This window comes from Acinetobacter sp. UBA991, from assembly GCF_002292065.1.
In the GTDB taxonomy this organism is placed as follows: domain Bacteria; phylum Pseudomonadota; class Gammaproteobacteria; order Pseudomonadales; family Moraxellaceae; genus Acinetobacter; species Acinetobacter higginsii.
In genome coordinates, this window is sequence record NZ_DBBF01000023.1 from 96,724 (window position 1) to 118,315 (window position 21,592).

A 21,592-nucleotide genomic window follows, 5' to 3' on the forward strand; every position below is an offset into this window, starting at 1 on the left:
TATGCACCATGAATGACTCAAAAAAGATACTGTCAGTATAAACCAACAGTATCTCGAAAAAATGACATTTTAAACAAAATATCAGAACTTTAGCGACAGACCAGCACCATAGACCCAACCGGTTTTGGAGTCACTGGCAGTTTGCCAGTTGGTTTCCTTACGCCCTTTGCTATAACCATAGCCAACATCGATAAAAGGCATCACTCGATTCTTGACGATTTCATAGCGGGTTTTAACCCCCACTTCAGCATCGGCAAGACCTGTTTTAGCAGCATACTTGGATTCATCTCGCAGTACCCATTCCATTTCCAGATATGGTTGCAGGATCAACTTTTGAGTCAGCAACAAATCTCGTTCTGTTTCCAACACAAAGCGCCATTGTTGGTCTTGTCCGACATACAGATGTGCATCGGTTTCGAAGAAATACTGCGCCATGCCGTGAAAACCGACAACACCCTCAAATTGTTCCTTATCCACCTCACGCTCAGGGTTATAGCGATAATTTACCCCAGCCTGTACATCCCAGAAATCTGCAATATTCCGACTGTATAGCGCAGCCAGACTTTGCTCCGATTTTTCTGACTCGGCCTTGGCATAGTCCGCAATGATGAATAATTTATTTTCATCAGTTCCCACCCAAGTTTTTAACTTGGATTTGAGCGTGCCCTGCCCATCTTCATCAAGTAGCCATTGCGTATCTAACTGCGTCGACTGATAAATCTGTCCGCCATGTTCCTTATAATGGTCAGCATGCCCATCTTGATTCTGTATCTGAGAGGAAATACTTGGGCTTTGATGCTGTGAATGGTCCATCGGCATGGATGCATTCATTGTCATGTTCTGCTGTGCCGACATATCCATTTGCATCGAGTGATCATGTCCTTCATGTGCATAGGTCAATGCACTGAAAGAAGAGACAATGCCACCAATCGCCAATAATTGTGTATAACGTTTCATCTTAGAAGATTGCTTAGTGATGTGCATGGCTCGCTCCTTGAGATGATTGAACTGGTGTTGTTTGTGCTGCTTTGCTGTCATCCACATTGGCGACAATTAACTTACTCATCATGCCCGCACTCATGTGATACAACAGATGACAATGGATCGCCCATTCACCGATTTCATCCGCAGTCAATAAAGCCGTAACGGTCTTACCCGGTGGTACGACCAGAGTATGTTTATTTGGCATATCTTGAGGTGCCTGACCATTTTCCAGCTGCATAAACATGCCATGTAAATGCATCGGATGCGCCATCATACTGTCATTGACAAATTTGAGTCGGATACGCTCACCATAACGCACGGTTAAAGGCTTGAAGTCAGGATCGCTAAATTTCTTGCCATCAATGGTCCAGATATAACGCTCCATGGTTCCACCCAAACGAATTACCACTTCACGTTCTGCTGGACGGCTATAGCTTTCAGGTTGTGGCTTTAAAGATTGCAAATCTGCATAACTTAACGCTTTATGACCTGCTGGCGTTGCTGCATTGGCCCAACCCTGCACGGTATCCGTGTTTGAAGTGTCCGTAGTGGCAGTTGATTGATGCTGGCTATGGTCCATATTGCTCATATCCATTTGAGCATGTGCACTGTGATCCATAGTGGACTGCGAAGTTGTTGCAGTCTTCGCCATGTCTTGCGGCATCTGGTGCTGACTATGATCCATATCCGCCATATTCATTTGAGCATGTGCACTGTGATCCATAGCAGGCTGCGAAGTCGTTGCAGTCTTCGCCATATCTTGCGGCATCTGGTGCTGGCTATGATCCATATCCGCCATATTCATTTGGCCATGTGCACTGTGATCCATAGCGGGCTGTGAAGTTGTTGCAGTCTTCGCCTTATCTTGCGGCATCTGATGCTGGCTATGATCCATCTTGCCCATATCCATTTGACCATGTGCACCATGATCCATCCCCATATCTTCCATGGTTAATAAGGCACGTGGACGCGCTTTAGGAATCTGAACCTTTTGGGTATTGGGCGTCATGCTATTGTGCAGTGAGCCAATAGCAAAGCCAGTACGGTCAATCGACTCTGCTTCAATCTGATAATGGGCTTGTTTAGGCTCAACCAATACATCATAAGTTTCGGCTGTTCCAATACGGAATTCATCCACAGGAACAGGTTTCACGGGCTGGCCATCGGCACTGACCACCGTCATTTTTAAGTTGGGAATACGTACATCAAAGAAAGACATTGCTGAAGCATTGATAAAACGTAAACGTACTTTTTCACCCGCGTTAAAAGCACCAGTCCAGTTTTGTTGTGGTGTCTGACCATTGACCAAGAAGGTGTAGCCATCTACATCGCCCATGTCGGTTTTGGCCATACGCATCTGATTCCATGCGGAACGGTCTTGCCAGGTGGCTTTTAAACCCTGCGTTTTAACTTGTTTCCAGACATCACCCAGTGTTTCACGATGATTTTGGTAGTATTCAGCAGATTTTTTCAAATTCGCCATGATCTTGTCACTTTCCGTTTCATGGAAATCCGACAACATCACCACATAATCACGTTCAGCTTTTTCATGGGCAGCAACAGGTTGCTTGCCTTTTGGATAAATCACCAACGCGCCATACAAACCATCTTGTTCCTGCCCTTTGCTATGTGCGTGATACCAATAGGTGCCGTTTTGACGTACTTTGAAGCGGTATTCAAAACTGCCATTCGGCTTAATCCCTTGGAAACCATTAAAACCTGGTACACCATCCATCAATCCAGGTAACAGCAATCCATGCCAATGCAAAGAGGTATCTTGATTTTTGAGTTGGTTATGCACATGAATGACCGCTTCATCACCCTCTTCAAACTCTAAGAGCGGGGCGATAAATTTACCGTTTACGGTAATGCGTTTGACGGGCTTGCCAGTGACATTCACCATCCCTTCATTAATGTTCAGATGATATTCTTTAATTGCAGCCAAAGTATAAGGCGCAAACAATAGGCTTAAGCTAGCGACAACACCAGCATATAGTTTTGAAGACATGATAATTTCCTAATCTGTTAGCTTTTCAAATTGCTCTGTTCATGAATAGAAAGAGCCGAGTAAAGACAGATCAGGCTTTAGGAGGGCGTAAAATCTCTTGCCAATAACCAGCAAGATGTCGAGCTTGATAGTCCGTATTGGTACGTGTGCTGAGCTCTAAAAATGGTGAAGATGCTAAACTTGGGCTGTTTTGATCTAATCCCAGATTTATGCTTTGACAATGTGAGGTACTATTGCAGTCCAGACAATGTTGATCGCTATGCATGTTCCCATCATGGCACTGTGCTGAACTCAGTGAGTCACTTTTCGAATTTGGCATCTGATGATGTTGATCCATCATTTGCTGATCGTGACACGCCATGCTTGGCATAACCGTTGAAGTATTTTGATCGGATTGAATCGCTTGTACAGCAGCAACAGCCACGCCACTTCCCCCGATGAAAAATATCATCAGGAATACAAACCACAGGCGTTTGTATCGCTTAAGAAGTTGCACTTATGTTCCTTATTCCAATCATCAAAAAAATAACTTAATCTGCCTAGGATAATTTCTTTTGCAGTTATGCACAATCATCTTTGTGTTTGAATTTCGATCATCCCACCCAAACCTCGCTCCAAACTGCTGCTTTATCAAGCTAAACAGCACATCAATAAGTATGAGCAAAAATAAAGCAAAATGAATAAGTTAATGCACAAAAAAAGGACAGAAAACTGTCCTTTTTTCATCATTTTGTTGCCAATATAAACAACTGAAATCATTTTGTTTATTTTAACAACATTTTATCCACCTGGTTATCAACACGGTTATCCACCGAGTTATAAACAAAGTTATCCACAAGACTATGTGAATAATAGAATGAAAATACTAAACTTCTTTTGCACCAACTTGTGCCAACTCTGCACGCATTTGATCAATCACGGTTTTATAGTCTGGCTGACCAAAAATTGCTGAGCCTGCAACAAACATATCTGCACCAGCTTCTGCGATTTCACGAATATTGGCCGGTCCTACGCCGCCATCTACTTCTAAACGAATATCACGACCACTGGCATCAATAATTTTGCGTGCTTGACGAAGCTTTTCCAAAGTCATTGGAATAAATTTCTGCCCACCAAAGCCTGGGTTTACACTCATCAACAAAATTTGGTCAACTTTATCCAATACATAATCAAGATAGTGCAATGGCGTTGCTGGGTTGAACACCAAGCCTGCTTTGGCGCCACCGGCCTTAATCAACTGTAATGAGCGATCAATATGATCCGTTGCTTCTGGGTGGAAGGTAATAATATCTGCACCGGCTTCTAAGAAATCACCGATCATACGATCAACAGGTGAAACCATGAGATGCACATCAATCGGCGCTTTGATGCCATAGTTTTTCAGTGCCTTACATACCCCTGCACCAAAAGTCAGGTTAGGTACATAGTGGTTGTCCATCACATCAAAATGTACAACGTCTGCGCCCGCAGCTAGAACTTTCTCTACGTCTTCACCTAAACGTGCAAAATCAGCAGATAAAATCGAAGGCGCAATTAAATAAGGCTTGGACATGGACGACCTGGCAAACTCTAAGAAAATAATGCAAGGATTATAGCAAATTTAGCGAACTTAAGTCTGTTACAAAGTCATTATTAGGACATTGCAAACTTGCAACAACGCGTTGCATCTGAACTATTTTTATCTTTTCTCAGCTTTGCTATGGTATGGAGTGAAATAAGAGGATGTCTAAAACATGAACAGTACGACTCAAATCACAACCACTGAAGGAAAACGAATCAGTAAGCGCTTACTGAACCATTGGAAACATAAGTTTGAAGTCTTAGAAACCGAAACCCATTCAAAAATTTTTATGCCGACTGCTACGGTGACACTTACACCACAGGAACAACATTTGGCTGTACTGATTGAAAATCAACAAGAAGATGTAGCGCGTCTAGAACAGGTGGTACTGGATCATTTAAACCGGATGGCGCAACAGGAATTCGTTGCTGAATGGCAGCATAGTTAAAAAATAAAAAGTGTTAAATCAGCGGGCAGATCCGTATTTCAACTCAATCTGTCCGCTTAAAATTAAAAATAGTATTTTGTTTTGGATATCATGTATGCCTTAAATAGGGAAAGCATATGAATAAGAAATTTTCATCCGTCATGTTAATGACGGCAATCATCAGCCTAACGACCATCGGTTGTAGTAAAAAACCAGAAAAACAAGAGTCAGCCGAGACAAGTGCCCCGACTCCAGAACATCAATCAGCTGAAGCACAAACAAAAACCGATAGCTTCAATATCGATCAAATTCCGATTTCGAATGTTGAACTTGGAGATTTTCCATTTATTCAACTCCCTAAAGGCTATCATTTTGCTCATCAATCCACTGAAAAATTCGCTCAAATGGAGTTTTGGGTCGGAGACAAACTTGAGAAAGTTGAGGGTCAGCTTTTCAATGGACGGATCGATGCGGAAGAAAATAACAAACAAGCCTCCTTCTTGGAGCTACAGCGTAATTTGGATGCGGTTATTAGCAGCCTAGGCGGCAAAAAAATTACAGACAGTAAAATTCCGACAGAACTCAGCACCCAACTTTCAGAAAAATATGGTGTAGCTTATGTGGATGGATTAGGTGATATTTATAACAATCCAACGCAAAGCTATGTGATTCATCAAAATCATCGAGATATCTGGTTTCAAATCACTCAAAGTGGACTATCAGCGGGTTTATTGGTCTTAGAAACCCGACCTATAGAAATCACCGCACAAGCCCTATCGGCAAATCAGTTAAAAGCAGCTTTAGATCAAAATAATAAAGTTGATATACAGATTAACTTTGAAACAGATAAAGCAACACTATTAGCAAACTCAGATGAACAAATCACCCAAATACTGAACTTATTAAAAAGTGATGATGCGCTAAAACTTGAAATTAATGGCTATACCGATAACTCAGGCGAGTCCGCACATAATTTAAAACTCTCTCAAGCAAGAGCACAAACTGTTGTCAAAGCATTGACCGATGCAGGGATTGATCCATCTCGTTTAAAGGCGCAAGGCTTTGGCGATACCAAACCGGTTTCAAGTAACGAGAGTGAAGAAGGTAAAGCAAAAAACAGAAGAGTCGAATTAGTAAAATTATAATGCTCTAACAAATTAGGGGCTGCTGGCATTTTCAGCTATGCCTTATGTTATAGGCTCAAACAACAGCCCCTAAGCAGAACCTTTCGGTTGTTAATTTTTTTCTAATTGAATCGCATGGAACTGTAAATGATCATCGATAAAACTTTGAATGAAGTAATAGCCGTGATCATAGCCTTGGTGTTGACGTAAAGTCAGGTGTTGCCCTGCATCCAGACAAGCTTGCTTAAACTTTTCAGGGTTCAATTGCGCATAGAACTGATCATCCAAACCTTGATCAATTAAAATTTCATCAAATACACTGCCCTTTTGCTGAACCAAAGCCGTCGCATCATGTGCGAGCCATTGTTGTTGATCAGGACCCAAATATTGGGTGAATGCCTTTTCACCCCAAGGACAAATACTTGGTGCACAAATTGGCGCAAACGCCGAAACCGATTTAAATTGCTCTGGGTATTTAAAGGCCAAGGTTAGAGCGCCATGTCCACCCATTGAATGCCCGAAAATACCGATTTGGTTTTCGATCACAGGCAATTCTTGCAAGACATGTGCATACAGTTCATCTACTAGATAGGACTCCATCTGATAATGCGCAGCCCAAGGCTGTTGCGTTGCATTGAGATAAAAGCCAGCACCCTGACCAATATCCCAGTGATCACCTTGAGCCACATCATCTCCACGTGGAGAAGTATCAGGCGTAATCAAAATCAGACTTAATCGAGCAGCCATTCGTTGCGCATGTGCTTTGATGGCAAAGGTTTCTTCAGTACAGGTCAGCCCTGCAAGATAAAACAAAGCTGAACAAGGCTTCCCCGCTAAAGCAGCAGGAGGCATATATACACCCACCTTACTGCTTCCCTTTAAATGTTGAGATTCCAGCTGATAAATACGTTGCTCACCCTCAAAACAGCGGTTTTTTTGCAGTAGCTGCATGTTCATCATCCTGTGTTTTGGTTATATCTGTCGAAGCGATATTCTGAGTTGGAAATAAATAGGGCTCAAGCTGTGGCAGCATCAGTTCCATATTGCGTCCAATCGCCCACTGGGGTTCAGAAGGTTCTACGCCCTGTGCAATTTCCCATTTAGTCACGGTTTGTTTGGCTTGCTCAAATGCAGTTTTCATTGAATATTGTTCGCGCATCGCCAAATCAAAGAACGCTCGACCAAAATAAGTATAATCCGCTTCATTATTACAGCCAAACGAGGTTTTATCTGCGGCAGACGCCGTAATAATTAAAGTATCGGGTGACTGTAATGCAGGAATAAAACTACCTGAATAACAGGCTGAAATCACGATCACACGCCAGCGAATCCCCGATTTATCCAATGTTTCTCTTAACCATTTAGGATCAACTTGGTCTAAATTTAAGGGTGCATTTTCAATTTCAAAATGATTACGCTCACCATGCGAGGTCATATACAGAAACAAGACATCACTATCCCGATTCATCTGCTGACCAATACGGCGTAAAGCCAATTCCATACTGGTTTTAGAGGCAATCGGGACCTCTAAACGTGTCGCAGGATTATTAATCAGCATAATCGAGCGCCCAAAGGTTCCAAAACGCGTATCGAACTGTTCTCTTATTCGCTCAATTTCAGATTTAAACACATCCACATAGCTATCACCGGCCACCCCCATAAAATACCAATGGCTTTTGGCGATATCACCATATTGAATTTGATCCAGCGCTTTATCTAACAAATGACTTTGTGCATAAAAAGCATCTTCAGCGAAGCTTGGTGGGGTTTCTTCCACTTTCCAAATCGGCTGATCTTTCACTGAAAGCTGCCAAACCACCATAGTGGCAATGGTTGCGACAAAAACCAAGGCACGTTCCCACCACGGCCAATTCAAGGCACGTGAAAAAACCCAGATCACAGCCAAACTTTGCCAAACAAACAGTCCAACAAATAAGGGGGGCAGGAAGCCGTTATAAATACTGTCAGGAATAAAATTGAGATAGCCGTTCGAGCCCAAATACTGAATGATGCATTGCAACAGTAGAATATTGGTATCCAGCACCAACCATAACAAGGCAGGTACCAGCATCAGACGTGGCTGGTTCATGCGTTGCGAAAGGAATATACCAACAATGAGAGCAATGAAAGGCCAAAGTGCATAACCAATTAGACCTTGGGAGTTAAACTCTCCCACTTGGCCTGCGACTAACCAGCTATATAAAGAGTTGGTACATCCTCCGAGAATTCCCCAAATAATCAGTTGGGTAATCGAGGGATGAACGATCTGTAAGGAACGACGAGACCCGAGGAACAACCACATTCCAGCAATTTGGTTACTTTTAAAATCATGCCAAATATTAATAGAGGGTTTAAGGTCTATCATAAAATTCTTCGGGAGTTTCTCTTTTCAAGCCTAAACTGAAAATATGCCATTCTAATCATTGAATGGACAGTACTTTTCCTAAAAAACGCGATGCGCGACTGTAGTGTAAGCTCGACAAGAATTTTTTAGCAATCATGCTTTTGCACTATATCACAAATCTTTACCGAGCATTGACGCAAGCCAAACAATCATTCAATTCTGATTCAAATTTGACCTTTTGGAAAATAGGCATCAAAACGGCAGGCATCACCGAGCCATTGATGATCAGGGGCTTGATCTGCCAGATAAACTGCGTGACGTGGACGCTTCACAATAACACGTTTGGCAATCTGTTGAGCCAAATGCAGTAGCTGATCACCTAAATCCATCTCGCCATCTTCAGGCAACAACATATGCAACAATTGCATTTGTTTTTTGACTTGTGCCTGTTTTTTGACTGCTTGTTGATTCTGATCACGCTGTGGGAACATTGGATCTAAATACACCACATCCACCTGCTCGCCTTGCTGACCTAATTGCTGTAAATAGGTATTGGAATCTGCATAAATTAGCTCAATTCGCTGCATAGAGCTTTGCAAAAATGGATCTTGCTCAGCGTTGGCTTTGCTATATTCCAATAGCATAAACAGAATCGGATGGCGCTCAACTAAACGAACATTCGCCCCCAGATGGGCCATCAATAAACTGTCATGCCCTAAACCTGCGGTGGCATCAATTAAGGTTGGCTTTTCACCCAACTGACAGGCTCTGGCAATCATTTCTGATTTCAGGCTGGCTCTTTTCAGACGAGGAATTTCAGCACGCCAATCAGGCTGCATTTTCATGCCATTGGCAGCGAGACTGAGCCCATCCTCATCCAAAATCAATGCCATGTCAGGATTCAAACGTAAAAAACGTGCATTAATTTTTTCAACCACCTGCCCGTTGAGCTGCACATTTAGTTCAGCCAAACGAGTTTGCAGTTGTTGAAACGGTTGTTCATATTCCGCTGGATACCAACATCGCATTTGCATTACCAATGCACCCAACCTGTCCACCATGTTGCAAGAATAAACAAGCCAAAGATAATGCGATAGTACGCAAATGCGGTGAAGTCATGTTTAGAGACATAGCGAATCAAAGCGCGAATCACCACCAAAGCCGAAACAAAGGCAACAATGATTCCTACGCCTAGCACAGCCATATCATTGCTATGCAACTCATGACGCATCTTGTACATATCTAGTAAGCCTGCACCCATCAGCACTGGAATCCCTAAAAAGAAGGAAAACTCTGCCGCAGCTTTACGTGATACGCCTAAGAATAATGAGCCAATAATGGTCGAGCCTGAACGAGACGTTCCTGGAATCAAAGCCAGACACTGAATCAAACCAATTAAAGTCGCTTGTTTAAAACTCAGATCATCCACTTCTTGAGTGACGATCTGATGTGGACGGCGTTCCGCCCATAAAATAATAAAACCACCGACAATCAAGGCGATCGCAACGGTAATCGCATTAAATAAATAAGCTTTAACCACATCGCCGAAGGTCAAACCAATAATCACAATTGGAATTGAGGCAATGATCAGATTCAGGCTTAAACGGCGGCCTTGCTCTTGCCCTGTTAATGCACCAATCAGTGCACCCCACAATTTACCCCAATATTCATAGATCACGGCCGCAATTGCACCAATCTGTACAGCCACCGCAAACATATCCCTTTTTTCAACAGTCCAGAAATCCAACAGCTGACCTGTTAAAATCAAATGTCCTGTACTTGAAATCGGTAGAAATTCGGTAATCCCTTCCACCAACCCCATAATTGCTGCTTTAAATAGCAATAAAAGATCCATAATTAACCTTAGTTCGCTTTACCTTGTTCGGGAATTTTTTTCCAAGCATCATCACGTAAATACACAGGCAGCGCATATTCAGCATCGACCCATTTTTGTTGTGCCGCATACACGCGTGCAATCGTTGCAATGTCCTGCGCCGTTGCCTTAATGTTGACATTTGACGTGTGCTGATTGGAAGCCGCTTCTGAGTCTATGTCAGTTGGCTTAATTAATTCTGAACCCGAACCGATCGCTGTAAATTGACAATACGCTGTGGCCTGCTCATAACTTAACAATTTCTCATCATCAATGGCCTGCATCATGCCCTGCTCATCTAGACTAAAATTGGCAATATAGACTTCTTGCATACGCGCATCGAGAACAGCTGTCACCTGCTCTAAACCATTGAGACGATAAGCCGCCTGCGCCAAAGCCTGTAAACTTGAAACAGGAATAACAGGTAAATCTTGCGACCACGCTAAGGCCTGTGCTACCGCCGCATTGATGCGTACACCACTGAATGATCCTGGACCACGACTAAATGCGATCGCAGTTAAGTCAGCCAATTGCGTATCCGTTTGCAACAGGGCTTGTTCCGTTAAAGGTAAAATGGTTTGAGTTTGTGCCTTGGTTCGCTCATCCAATTGAAAATAGAGTTCTTGAGTATCATCAATTAATGAAACAGAACACTGCTCATTTGCAGTTTCCAATGCAAGCAACTTCATGCAAAAACCTTAGAGAAAAAGAGATAAAAAACGTCGAGTATCATACTCCACTCAAACGCGATAGGCGAGTTATTGTCTTTTTATCACCATAAAAAAGCCAAGCATAAACTTGGCTGATTACACTGAAATGATTAAAACTGGAACGGCGCTAAATCTAAGAAATTTTTATAATGTTCGGCATAATGCAAGGCACTTAAACGCAATCGGGCAGCGCCCTGCTCATCCAGCGTTTTCACTACTTTACCCGGTGATCCCATCACGACTGAATTATCAGGAATCACTTTCCCTTCAGGAATCAGTGCATTGGCTCCAATAATACAATTCTTGCCAATCACTGCATTGTTAAGGATTACAGCATTCATGCCAATTAAGGAATTATCACCAATCGTACAACCGTGCAGCATCACCTTATGCCCAATCGTGACATATTCCCCCACATTCAATTCGATGCCTGCATCAGTATGTAATACTGCATTTTCCTGAATATTGGAAAAATTGCCAATTCTTATCACACAATTATCGGCACGAACCACAGCGCCAAACCAAATACTCACCTGACGACCCAATTCTGCTTGACCAATTACTGTTGCTGTTGGAGCAACCCAGCCATCCCAAGGTTCATGTAACGCTTTTGGGCTCAATCCCTGATAGGTATACATCATGATTAATAACTCTTAAAAAAATTAGAATTTAGATAACCCAAAATGAGGTGGATTCACCAAGAACGGCCAATTTTTTTGATAACCTAAACCATACTGAAATAAGGAAATTAACATGCGAGCCGTAAGTCCCCACACAATTTCACTTTCCACCTGCATACTTGGAAAATACAGCGATTGCCTAGCCAAACGGACTTCATAAGGCAAAGGTGGAGCATCCATCAACTCTTGTAATGGTGCAAAGAAAATTCGATCAATTTCTGTAGGTTGAGCGATTAAATCGACCTGAGCAGGGATTAATCCCACAATGGGTTTAACCGAGAGACCACTGCGTGCACGCTGAATCGGTAAATCACCCAGAAGTTTAACATCAAATGGATTTAGGGCTGTTTCTTCCTGTGCCTCACGTAAGGCAACCACGATATTACTGGTATCGCTTGGATCACGTTTTCCACCGGGAAAAGACACCTCTCCCGCATGTTGAGACAACTGCATAGAACGGCGGGTCAGTAAGACTTTCGGTTGAATTTCTTGGGTAATTGCAATCAAAACCGCAGCATCCGCCTGCTGGATTCGTTTGGAAAAACGCAACCGTTGTTGTAAAAGTTGTATTAACGATGGTTCTTCCATATGACTCATCTCTTTTTCTCTTTTTCCTTATTCAGCATCATAGCCGAAATTTTAACTGCAATCATAGATCATGATGCCAAGTCATCAAAATTCAGTTATGCTGAGCTATCTCTACGGTTGATGATAATTATGAGCTTTTGCGTTGCGTGTGGACATCAAACTGAAGCAAAAATTCCACTCGGTGATCATAAAACACGACTTGTCTGCACTCATTGTGGCAACATTCACTACGAAAACCCCAAAGTGATTTGTGGTGCATTGGCCCTATGGGATGACAAGGTGCTGTTATGTCGCCGCGCAATTGAGCCACGCTATGGTCTGTGGACCTTACCTGCTGGTTATATGGAGCTCTTTGAAACCATGGAGCAAGGTGCGGCACGTGAAACCCGTGAGGAAGCCGAGGCCGAAGTAGAAATCGAACAGCTGTATTGTATGTACAATATTCCACGTATTGGCCAAATCTATGTCCTATTCAAAGCGCATTTAAAACAAGGCTTATTTGGTGCGGGTGAAGAAAGTATCGAATGCCGTTTGTTTGAAGAACATGAAATTCCTTGGACCGAATTGGCTTTTCCGAGTGTAGAACAAACACTTCGACATTATTTTGCGGATCGTAAAATAGGGACTTTTCCAACCCATTTAGAAACGCTAGGAACACGACTCGACCATACGGGTTAAAATAAAAAAAGACCGCCATTGCGGTCTTTTTTATTGATATATACTAAGATTTCACTTTAATTGCATTACATGCTGGTATTCTTTGGTCTGCAATACGGATACTTGCAGTTCCTTGATAACCTTTTGCAAAAGCACGCTCTTGAGCCGTTGGTTCAACCAACTTGCTCTTATCTGTTCCTTCTTTATCGTAAGCATTGATATAAGCGGTCAGATATAAAGCAGAATTATTCAACCAAGAAACCGTATTATTTGAGAAGTTGGTTAAGTTAATTCCTGTGGCTTGGCCATTTAATAAGTTATGCACATTAATTTTCGCACCACTAATATTATTTTGACCATTTAAGGAGGTAAAGTTCAAACCGAGTAATACACCTTCGATAGCACCAAATTTTGGATTTGCTAAAATCATACGCACGGTAATTGATTTATCATTCGCCGAATAAAGTGCCCCACCTGTCGTACCCACTCGATATTGTGTTACACCATACTCATCAATAAATGTACCATCAGCTTGTGGTTCTGCTTTAGCACAGCTCCCTGACATATCTGTTGCGGTTGCATCCTTTTTAATATCAGTGCGAATATCACCGTGTTCATCAATCACGATCCCTAAATCAACTGATGGAAGGGTGGTCTCTTGAAATTTAAAAGTCAGAGTTGCATATAATGGGAATGCATAACGCTGTCCCGATCTAACATTCTCTTCTGTAGTAAAGACATCTTTTGGTAAATAACTAGCTGGGTTGACCTTAAATACATCCGTCACCCCTTTATAGTTTACACCAGCAAGGCTCTGCTGCCATAAACCCAAATCTTTTGCATTGTTAAATGGATCCGTCGATTTTAATTTCATCAACTGTCGATAGACAGCCTCAGTACTGGCGATGTTGGTTCCATTAATCAACTTACCCTGTGTCATTAACACATCTTCGCTTGCATTATTGTTTAATGTAAAACGTAGTGGCTGATTCGAGTTAATCTCTTGATTAACCAAGTTAAACCATTCTTTTTGGGCATTGACTTGTAGCTTTTCTGGTTTCGTTGTTCCTAGCAATACAATAGGCGGAGATACGACACCATTGGTAATAATCGGGCTTCCTCGCCACTGTTGACCAAAACCAATCGTATAACCCTGACGATCTGTTAATAATTCAAACCGCCCCATCGAGTGCCGTAAACTAGCCCCTTTATCTTCACCGATATTGAGACAGTCCTTATAAAGTTCTCTATTACATCCAAAGAGGCCATCAGGAAATATACCACTGCCCTCGTTAGGAACTGCCACAACTGTACCATTGCTACCGGCTTTAAAAAGAGGGAGTTCAGCATACAATACCCCCACATTACTTAGATTCAGTAATTGTGTGACAACGGCAAAAGCCTGCTCATCATTGATTTTGCTTACATCCAACCATGGCTTTAAAATTTCAGCATATGCGCCACTACTTAGTTCGGTCACACCAATATCACGACTGATAGCAGCAAGCGCATTTTTCTTTTCCGTGCTGAACTCAATTGGTTGTACATCACCAATGACATTCATATCATTTGCAACACTCTGGCTCTGAAAAATTTTAGCCAAAGCCATGGCAACTCTGATCGTATCATCACTGACACTTAAGCTAGCAGGTGTCTGTCCCGTTAAGCCTGTCGCTAAATCAAGAATTCTGATTCGCGCAGGTACTGCTGCTACTTTCGTTTTTGTAATGTTATCTAATTGAACTGTACCTAAACTAATTTTTCTTGGACTTTCAGCACCTTGAAGATAAAAAGTTACAGTATCACCTAACTTACACGCACCTGTAACGATATTACCGTCTAGTTTTGTAGCAAAGTGATTGACCTTATCACTGCTACAATCAAAATTTAAACCCGCTACTGGGTAATCTAGAACAAACTGTAAACAATCCGTCGCAGTAATATCACAACTGGTATTTGAAGTTACCCCTGTTACACCTTTATTGGGGTCTTCATTGATTTTGGCACTTTCACCACCGCAACCATGTAAAAAAATAGCCAACGTTGAAAGTGCAAATGGCAATAATATTTTTTTGTTCATCATTGGTTAATCCTATCCATGATTACTGTAAAACAGAAATTTTTATCTGTCCTTGATTAGAAAGTTCTTGTTCAGAAACATCGACCGCCGATGCTAGTGGCGTCATCATCATGTAATGCGCACCTACTGGTACTTTTATCACACCTTGGATACCCGAATGTTGTAACACTGTCGCAGCAGTTTTACTATTTTTAAATCCACTTACACCCTCTTCAATACACCCTTTTTCGTCCAAAAATACAACTAAAGGCCAGTAATAAACAGGTTTTTCATTATTGGAAGAATATGAATCAATTTGCATATACTGAATAGAAGAGTCTAGTTTCACTAGCTCATATTCAAATTTTTCCTTAAGAGGCTTTCTTGGCCATAATCCGATATCTTTTTTAAGTGTCAGAGTTTTGATTGATTTTTTATAACTCTCTAAAAAACAACGATCATTTTCAAAAGCTAATTTTAGATCATCACTCGATAAACGAATATAAGTGCCAGATAACGCAATTGGAGCTGTTGATTGCTGTGATCGATTTAGAATTTTATCTAGAACTGACCGACTTACTCCTTTTTTCCGTTCTATCGTTTCAGTACGCCCAGTGCCATCAGGTATCGTATAAAAGCGTTTTTTTCCATCCAAATTAAATTCTTGATTTTCTAAATATTCATTATTGACATAATCCACACCATCAACCTTATTAAATCCAACTATTGAGGTAGTTTCATTTGAAGAATTAGAAACACTTTTAGTTAATGGTGTTTTTTCAACTGTTGGCTTCTCTATTGTCAAAGGGTTGGAAGAAACTTGAGTCTCACTTAATTTTTTAGTTGGTACTGAAGATTCTTTTCCAGATTCATTATTGACTATCTTCGTCGTTTTAGATGAATCGACTGCTCGTTCAATAACTTTGGGCTCTGGGACTTTTGACTCAATTAAAATCTTTTCAGCTGTATTTTGTTGGCTTTGTTTGGTTTCAAATGATTTAGGGGTTTCTACCGCCCTTTTCTGTTCAAGTGGTACAATTCCTGTTTCTACTGGATTGATCTTAGTAATCGTTGGTTGTGATGCTTTTTCAGCATGAGGTTCCTGTTGCTGCTTACGAGGCTCTGCTTCTTTTTTTCCAATTTTCATAGGCACAACCATTGGACGACCATCTGGACCAATAATCGTATAGAAACCATCCGCATAAACAGTCGAAACACTTGATACCATTAAAAGTAATAATGAAATAGCAAGTGCCGATTGCTGAGTCCTTTTCTTTTGCATTACCATCTTGTTCTGTAGTTAATCCCGAGTAAAGTGACTTTTGTATTTGTTTTGACGTTCAAACCTGCATAAGGGTTTAATAACAGGTTATTCACCCCTGTTTGGTTTGAAAGACTACTGGTATTTGCAGGAATATCGTCACGGCTACGTAAAAAGCCAAGTGATAAATCTAAATCTGTGTCCTGATCAAAACGATAACCGATCCCTAAACCGAACAATTGTGCATTGTTAATCGGCACCATGGTATTCCGTTTATCATCAGGAATTGAACTAGTACGAGGCTCATAGCCCATACGTAATTTCAAGCGATCTGTTGCAGAATACTCAAAGCCAATCCCCCAACGCCAAGAAGACTGAAACTTTAATGGTAAAGATAATGATCGATCGGTTACATCGTTAGATAAAAGCTTAGCAACTTTTAACAAAGAAATTTGGCGATCAAACTCAAATCTAAACTTGTCCCAAGCAGAGAAATCCGTCCAACCTAAATCAAAGTTCATTTGCAAATCAGGGAAGATTTTATATTTAATCCCAGCTTTAAAATGCTGTGGATATTTAAAATCCATTGCTAACAACCCAGATTCTATTGGGGGTGCATAACTTGGAAATCCTAAAATTGCTGCAAGAATCTGACCTGTTGCAGATGAGTTCAACCCAGCAATTAATTGTTGTGGCGCTTCCGCAACATTAATTAAATATTTACCTTTTAACCGCATCTTCGCCTCACTTTGGTACACCATCCCAAAGCTAAAGTCATCCGTAGGTTCCCACAATAAACCCAAGTTATAGCTTGGACTTAAAGACTGTTCTAGTGAAACATCCAGAGATCCGACCTTACTAAAAGGATCCATTCCTTCTTTGGCATTACAAATACCAAAAAGCAGGAGGTCAGTAATAATGTCTCCATTTTGTTTAAATGGTCCACAAACGACTTCATCGACCATACGTAATACCCCAATCAGCTCATTTGGGAAACGTAAATCCGTTTTCATCGCAATGGCTTGATAGGACATCCCAATTGAAGCACCGAGATATAAATTATCATTGACCTGATAACCAAATGAAGGCGATAAATAGGTAATTCGCTCTAGAGCAACCTGCTGCCCCATATAGTTACTTGGATTACCATCTTCTGCACCAAAACCAGCTACAAGTGGTGCATAAATTGCTGTTGCGTAAGTTACTTTTGAGCCAGGTGGTTTATAAGAAATACCAGCAGTGGGCGCAACTAATGGGGAGTTCGGTCCTAAATCTACAATTTTCTTTAAAACAGGCACATAAATACTGGCATATTCAACATCACCACTTACCGTTCCTTTAAAGTCAGTACAAATATTCGAGTCAACTTCAGGCCCATCATTACAAACAATCGGATCATCCGAATAGCCAAAAACATTGTAGCCAGCAGGCGCAGCATAATCTCGTTTAATAGCAAAGTTCGCTAGAATCCCTTGCACATCAGTTTGTAAACCGTCTAGTTTAGCAAGTGCTGCAGGGTTGAAGTGAACTGCACTAATTCCAGGGGGATCCGCGGTAACTGCATTCCCTAATGATAAAGAACGCAAATCTACAGATAGGTCTTGTCCGAGTTGTGCATGGGTAGCACTCGATAGCCCAGCAAAAAAAATCGCTATCGTTAATGGACATAATTTAAGGTGTTTCACCATTATTACATCTCCTTAACGAGCTTTTTTACCAAAACCTATGATATCAAGCGGGAAAGATAAGCCTAGTGATACATCTGGTGCATCTTCCGTTAAACCGATCCCGACAGTACCATTCACAATTGTTTCAGGTGATACACGTACCCCTAAAGCAAATGACAACATAGCACTACTCTGGTCAGCAGATTTATAACTTTCATCATTCTCGAAATAGAATTTCGCCCCAGTATTAAAACTTTGTTGATATGACATGGTCAATGACACGTCATAGTTAAATGAATAGGCAAAACCAAAAGAGAATCCACCGCTGAGACCTGGATCAAAACTTTCTAAAACGCGGCTTCCGCGCAATTGATTGAGTCCAGACTCTTTTAGACCATAACTAGTTGAAACTGATGCAAACAATACGACAGGGTCAATATATTTACGTGTACTTGCTCCAGCACCAACTGAATAATAACCTTTACCTGTTGATAGCTCATCGACCCCTACTTCATATGGGCTATCACCTGTTTTAGTTGATAAGCTACCAAATAGGACCAATGGCAAACGGCCCTGTTTTAACGGAAAAGGTTCCCAACGCGCACCAAAATTAATATCACCTAAACCTGCAGCTGTTTGGTCTTTCAATAACTCTTTTTTCGCCACAAAAGGTAACGAAGCAGATAACGTCAAATTGTCTAATAAACCGTATTGAACCGTAAACGTATTGGTTAAGGTATGGTTAGCATCTTCTTCAACACGTAATCTAGATAATGAGCTATTACTATCATTCAAGGCCAAGTCAAGGCGGCTATCACGATAATAGGTATAGTCCAAATCATAATAAGATGAAAAAATGCCTTTCTTAATTAATGAATACTGGCGCTCATTGGACGTGAATACTTCTTGTAAATTAGTTTCCTGTGTTGCATCAGTTTCTTTTTTTTGTAAAGCACTTGCAGCTTGGTCTGCTTGATTCCCCTCAGCGACCGCACTGGTATCTACAACAGGATTTGCTGGACTTTCAGCTACTGTATTCACTGGTACTTCAGCTACTGATGCCTGATCTGTTCCAGATGCTACAGGCTCAACAGGTGATGCTTGTTCTGCTGCGTAAAGTGTTGATGTGATTGCACTTAAACTTAAGGCCAACACACTCATATTCATCCATGTACGATTCATTTTACTTTGCATCCTATTACATTAATTTTACTGATTTTTCTAAATTTACTTCCGCTTGTAATATAAGCGCATATAAGTCGTTATCGGTTGGTTATACGTTTCTGAATTAGGATCTGCATCCAATACTCGACGCATTGTCGAAGCTTTGTCCGCAAGATGCTCAAATTTTTGCGTTGGAAATTGAATTTCAGCAAGGGCATACCGATTTACAGTTGCATCCTCAACATGACGCATATCCGCATCTTGCAATGCTAATAAGCTCTTTTGGTATTGTTGAGGAATATCAACAATAAATAATGTATTGTTATCCCATATTTCTTTGAAACGAGTTTCATCAAAGCTAATATTACCTAACGCAGGATCAGCGACATAAACTCGCCCATCTTTATATGCTTTATATACAACAAAATGCTTAAAGCCAGCATAAGTAATAGGAACAATCGCTGGTTGCTTTAACGAGATAAGATCTGAAAATTCCCCACGATAGCCTCCACTATTAATCCCTAAAGCGGAAACAAAACGTTTCATATCTAATAAAGAGAAACTACGACGCTCAATAATACGCTGATACTCACCATACTGGAGTAGACCGCTCATTGTTTGCTGTTCAGTTAAACGTAACCCCCCATAACCGTTTAATAACGTTGTTAAGGCAGCCGAACCACAACTATAATCATAAGCCTGACGAACGATCCCCCGAAACTGATCCTCTGTAGCAGGTTTAATCACTACTGCTTCACGGTGGTTGCGAGTAAAGGAAGGATAACGAGAATCCAAGGTTTCTGTATAATATACAGATCCTTCTGGTTTTTTTTCTATTTCAAAGGCTTGCGTTGTAAAGTAATACATCAATGCCGAGCCTAAAGCGATCTCTAACATAAGTCTCTTTTTCTAACAATGGCAGCACTTGCCTTATTCATCTTATTTTTAGTGTCTATGACACTACATCCCTGCAAGATGAAGATACCTTCTTTTATAAAAAAATACATCTTTTTTTTGGTTTTTTTTGACAGAATGTTATTTTTTTTATTATTACACCGACAATTTGACAAATCTTGCCTTTAAGCAAACATTTTTATAACAATTATTTATAATTTTAACTTTTTTACTTCTAAAAATAAAACCGAATAATTTACTTAAAGCCTATGAATAATAGGCATAAAATTACAACACATCAGCAGCATAATTTAAAACACTCAAACAACTCAGGATTATTACTTCCTTCTGCATTATTTACCTTATAGAAACTCTACTTAAAAACAAAAAAAGCGCAAAATGCGCTTTTTTTTGTTTGATAACTGATTAGTGACCAGAAATCGTAATTACTGCGCCAGAACCAGCTGTAGGACCAGTACCGTAAGTAGTTTTTAAACCTTGGATTTCTACATCACCGATTGAACCAGCAGTCGCACTACCTAAATGAACACCTTTAATGTAAATATCTGTACCGTTTGCTGGAGATTGACTTACAATTCTTAAGAACCCGTCATTAGCACCTGCAACACTTTCACCAACTACACTTACATTTGCCTTAACAGTCATGTCATTACTGCCATTATCAGCAACTTTAATGCTGTCTAAACGAATTTCACCCGCCAATGTACTTGCAACAGCTCCTGAAGTTTGCTGACCAATTGTTGATTTATCTTTAATACCTAGATTGGTAATTTCCAAACCACCAGCCATCGTCGTATTCAACATGATCATTGCGCCTTGAGGAGCAGCACCTAATTGGATATTCGCATCCATCGTACCTGTTTTTAATGTTAAACCAGATAAGATTTCATTTGCTGCGCCAGTAGTGCCACGTTGAATATTTGTTGTACCTTGAGTTCCAGAAGCAGCAACTTCGATTTTACCAAGACTAATATTCAAACCAGATACTTTAGCTGCAACATTAAGGAACGCACCGCCAGTTGCTGTAGTACCAGCATCCGTATCAATTTTCAAATCAGCCAAGTTATGAGAAGGCAACAATGCAGCCGTATTTGGTGTAACTGAAACGTTGTTTACAACAATTGCACCAGCAACACCTGTTCCACCAGAACCAATTGTACCTGCTGCGCCGCTGTTGTTCGCATAACCATCAGTATCATGAATTAATAATTTATCGATCGTAACAGAGCTAATACCAAGACCAATATTAATCCCATCTTGACCTGTTGCAGCGCTTAGTGCAGCATCATCCATTGACTGCATAGCCATTGCATTTGCGCTAATCGCCATTGAAGAAACTAAAGCTAGTTTAGTAAACATTTTCATTGAGCACTCTCCCAAGAGCATTTATTTTTTGACTTACACTACTCTAAACTGTCCACGGTCGTTTTATTCTTAAATGACAACTTGAACTTCCAATCCTTGAGTAGTTCGCTTAGCAATTACTAAATTACCTGTTTGTTATTTTATGTTCAACTCCTGTTAACTGCTTTTTATCCACAAACCGACAAACGGCATATAAAACAATCGA

Annotated in this window: 20 protein-coding genes; 3 read left to right on the forward strand and 17 right to left on the reverse strand. The window is 40.9% G+C overall.

What is annotated here, in order from left to right:
* Positions 1-81 precede the first annotated feature (81 nt).
* The 4 genes from B2727_RS09455 to rpe form a co-directional block, all read right to left on the reverse strand.
* Positions 82-984 (reverse strand): copper resistance protein B, encoded by a 903-nt coding sequence (locus B2727_RS09455; protein ID WP_033133467.1) that lies wholly within the window; start codon positions 982-984, stop codon positions 82-84.
* Entirely contained in the window at positions 971-2,992 is a 2,022-nt protein-coding gene (locus B2727_RS09460) for a multicopper oxidase domain-containing protein (protein WP_033133466.1), read from the reverse strand. The genes B2727_RS09455 and B2727_RS09460 overlap by 14 nt, the downstream gene beginning before the upstream one ends.
* A gap of 70 nt (positions 2,993-3,062) precedes the next feature.
* The gene (locus B2727_RS09465; RefSeq protein ID WP_033133465.1) at positions 3,063-3,488 is read right to left on the reverse strand and encodes a hypothetical protein; all 426 of its coding nucleotides are present in this window, start codon (positions 3,486-3,488) and stop codon (positions 3,063-3,065) included.
* A gap of 369 nt (positions 3,489-3,857) precedes the next feature.
* Positions 3,858-4,544 (reverse strand): ribulose-phosphate 3-epimerase, encoded by a 687-nt coding sequence (gene rpe, locus B2727_RS09470; protein ID WP_004804570.1) that lies wholly within the window; start codon positions 4,542-4,544, stop codon positions 3,858-3,860.
* Between the two features lie 181 nt (positions 4,545-4,725).
* Between rpe and B2727_RS09475 the strand changes: the two genes are divergently transcribed.
* Complete coding sequence (locus B2727_RS09475) at positions 4,726-5,001, forward strand: DUF2218 domain-containing protein (protein ID WP_004655547.1); 276 nt, start codon at positions 4,726-4,728, stop codon at positions 4,999-5,001.
* 116 nt (positions 5,002-5,117) lie between these two features.
* A complete protein-coding gene (locus B2727_RS09480; protein WP_033133464.1) occupies positions 5,118-6,125 on the forward strand; it encodes an OmpA family protein in 1,008 nt (335 codons plus the stop codon).
* A 90-nt stretch (positions 6,126-6,215) separates the two neighbouring features.
* On the opposite strand, the gene fghA is transcribed toward B2727_RS09480, so the two are convergent.
* The 7 genes from fghA to B2727_RS09515 all read right to left on the reverse strand — a co-directional run bounded on the left by fghA (position 6,216) and on the right by B2727_RS09515 (position 12,308).
* The gene (gene fghA / locus B2727_RS09485; RefSeq protein ID WP_033133463.1) at positions 6,216-7,055 is read right to left on the reverse strand and encodes an S-formylglutathione hydrolase; all 840 of its coding nucleotides are present in this window, start codon (positions 7,053-7,055) and stop codon (positions 6,216-6,218) included.
* Positions 7,024-8,469, reverse strand: a complete 1,446-nt coding sequence (locus B2727_RS09490; protein WP_033133462.1) for a C13 family peptidase — start codon at positions 8,467-8,469, stop codon at positions 7,024-7,026. Before B2727_RS09490 ends, fghA begins: the two co-directional genes overlap by 32 nt.
* 203 nt (positions 8,470-8,672) lie before the next feature.
* Positions 8,673-9,482 (reverse strand): class I SAM-dependent methyltransferase, encoded by an 810-nt coding sequence (locus B2727_RS09495; protein WP_033133461.1) that lies wholly within the window; start codon positions 9,480-9,482, stop codon positions 8,673-8,675.
* Positions 9,482-10,303 carry an undecaprenyl-diphosphate phosphatase gene (locus B2727_RS09500; RefSeq protein WP_004655558.1) on the reverse strand — a complete coding sequence of 274 codons (822 nt, stop codon included), beginning with the start codon at positions 10,301-10,303 and terminating at the stop codon, positions 9,482-9,484. Before B2727_RS09500 ends, B2727_RS09495 begins: the two co-directional genes overlap by 1 nt.
* An 8-nt stretch (positions 10,304-10,311) precedes the next feature.
* Positions 10,312-11,010, reverse strand: a complete 699-nt coding sequence (tsaB, locus tag B2727_RS09505; RefSeq protein WP_005205726.1) for a tRNA (adenosine(37)-N6)-threonylcarbamoyltransferase complex dimerization subunit type 1 TsaB — start codon at positions 11,008-11,010, stop codon at positions 10,312-10,314.
* Positions 11,011-11,141: 131 nt separating this feature from the next.
* Complete coding sequence (locus B2727_RS09510; RefSeq protein ID WP_162180581.1) at positions 11,142-11,669, reverse strand: gamma carbonic anhydrase family protein; 528 nt, start codon at positions 11,667-11,669, stop codon at positions 11,142-11,144.
* Between the two features lie 24 nt (positions 11,670-11,693).
* Complete coding sequence (locus B2727_RS09515; RefSeq protein WP_162180579.1) at positions 11,694-12,308, reverse strand: CoA pyrophosphatase; 615 nt, start codon at positions 12,306-12,308, stop codon at positions 11,694-11,696.
* 120 nt (positions 12,309-12,428) lie between these two features.
* Here B2727_RS09515 and B2727_RS09520 point away from each other — a divergent pair, with 120 nt between their 5' ends.
* Positions 12,429-12,977, forward strand: a complete 549-nt coding sequence (locus B2727_RS09520) for an NUDIX hydrolase (RefSeq protein WP_033133506.1) — start codon at positions 12,429-12,431, stop codon at positions 12,975-12,977.
* Between the two features lie 43 nt (positions 12,978-13,020).
* Here the strand turns inward: B2727_RS09520 and B2727_RS09525 are convergent, their stop codons facing one another.
* The 6 genes from B2727_RS09525 to B2727_RS09550 all read right to left on the reverse strand — a co-directional run bounded on the left by B2727_RS09525 (position 13,021) and on the right by B2727_RS09550 (position 21,387).
* Positions 13,021-15,039 (reverse strand): hypothetical protein, encoded by a 2,019-nt coding sequence (locus B2727_RS09525; protein WP_033133459.1) that lies wholly within the window; start codon positions 15,037-15,039, stop codon positions 13,021-13,023.
* A gap of 19 nt (positions 15,040-15,058) precedes the next feature.
* Positions 15,059-16,297 (reverse strand): putative pilus assembly protein FilE, encoded by a 1,239-nt coding sequence (gene filE / locus B2727_RS09530; RefSeq protein ID WP_033133458.1) that lies wholly within the window; start codon positions 16,295-16,297, stop codon positions 15,059-15,061.
* Entirely contained in the window at positions 16,297-17,961 is a 1,665-nt protein-coding gene (locus B2727_RS09535; protein ID WP_171066456.1) for an OmpP1/FadL family transporter, read from the reverse strand. Before B2727_RS09535 ends, filE begins: the two co-directional genes overlap by 1 nt.
* 15 nt (positions 17,962-17,976) lie before the next feature.
* Positions 17,977-19,125 carry a hypothetical protein gene (locus B2727_RS09540; RefSeq protein ID WP_033133457.1) on the reverse strand — a complete coding sequence of 383 codons (1,149 nt, stop codon included), beginning with the start codon at positions 19,123-19,125 and terminating at the stop codon, positions 17,977-17,979.
* 45 nt (positions 19,126-19,170) lie between these two features.
* Positions 19,171-20,004, reverse strand: a complete 834-nt coding sequence (locus tag B2727_RS09545; protein WP_004804539.1) for a C39 family peptidase — start codon at positions 20,002-20,004, stop codon at positions 19,171-19,173.
* 423 nt (positions 20,005-20,427) lie between these two features.
* A complete protein-coding gene (locus B2727_RS09550) occupies positions 20,428-21,387 on the reverse strand; it encodes a DUF6160 family protein (RefSeq protein ID WP_033133456.1) in 960 nt (319 codons plus the stop codon).
* Between the last annotated feature and the right edge of the window lie 205 nt (positions 21,388-21,592).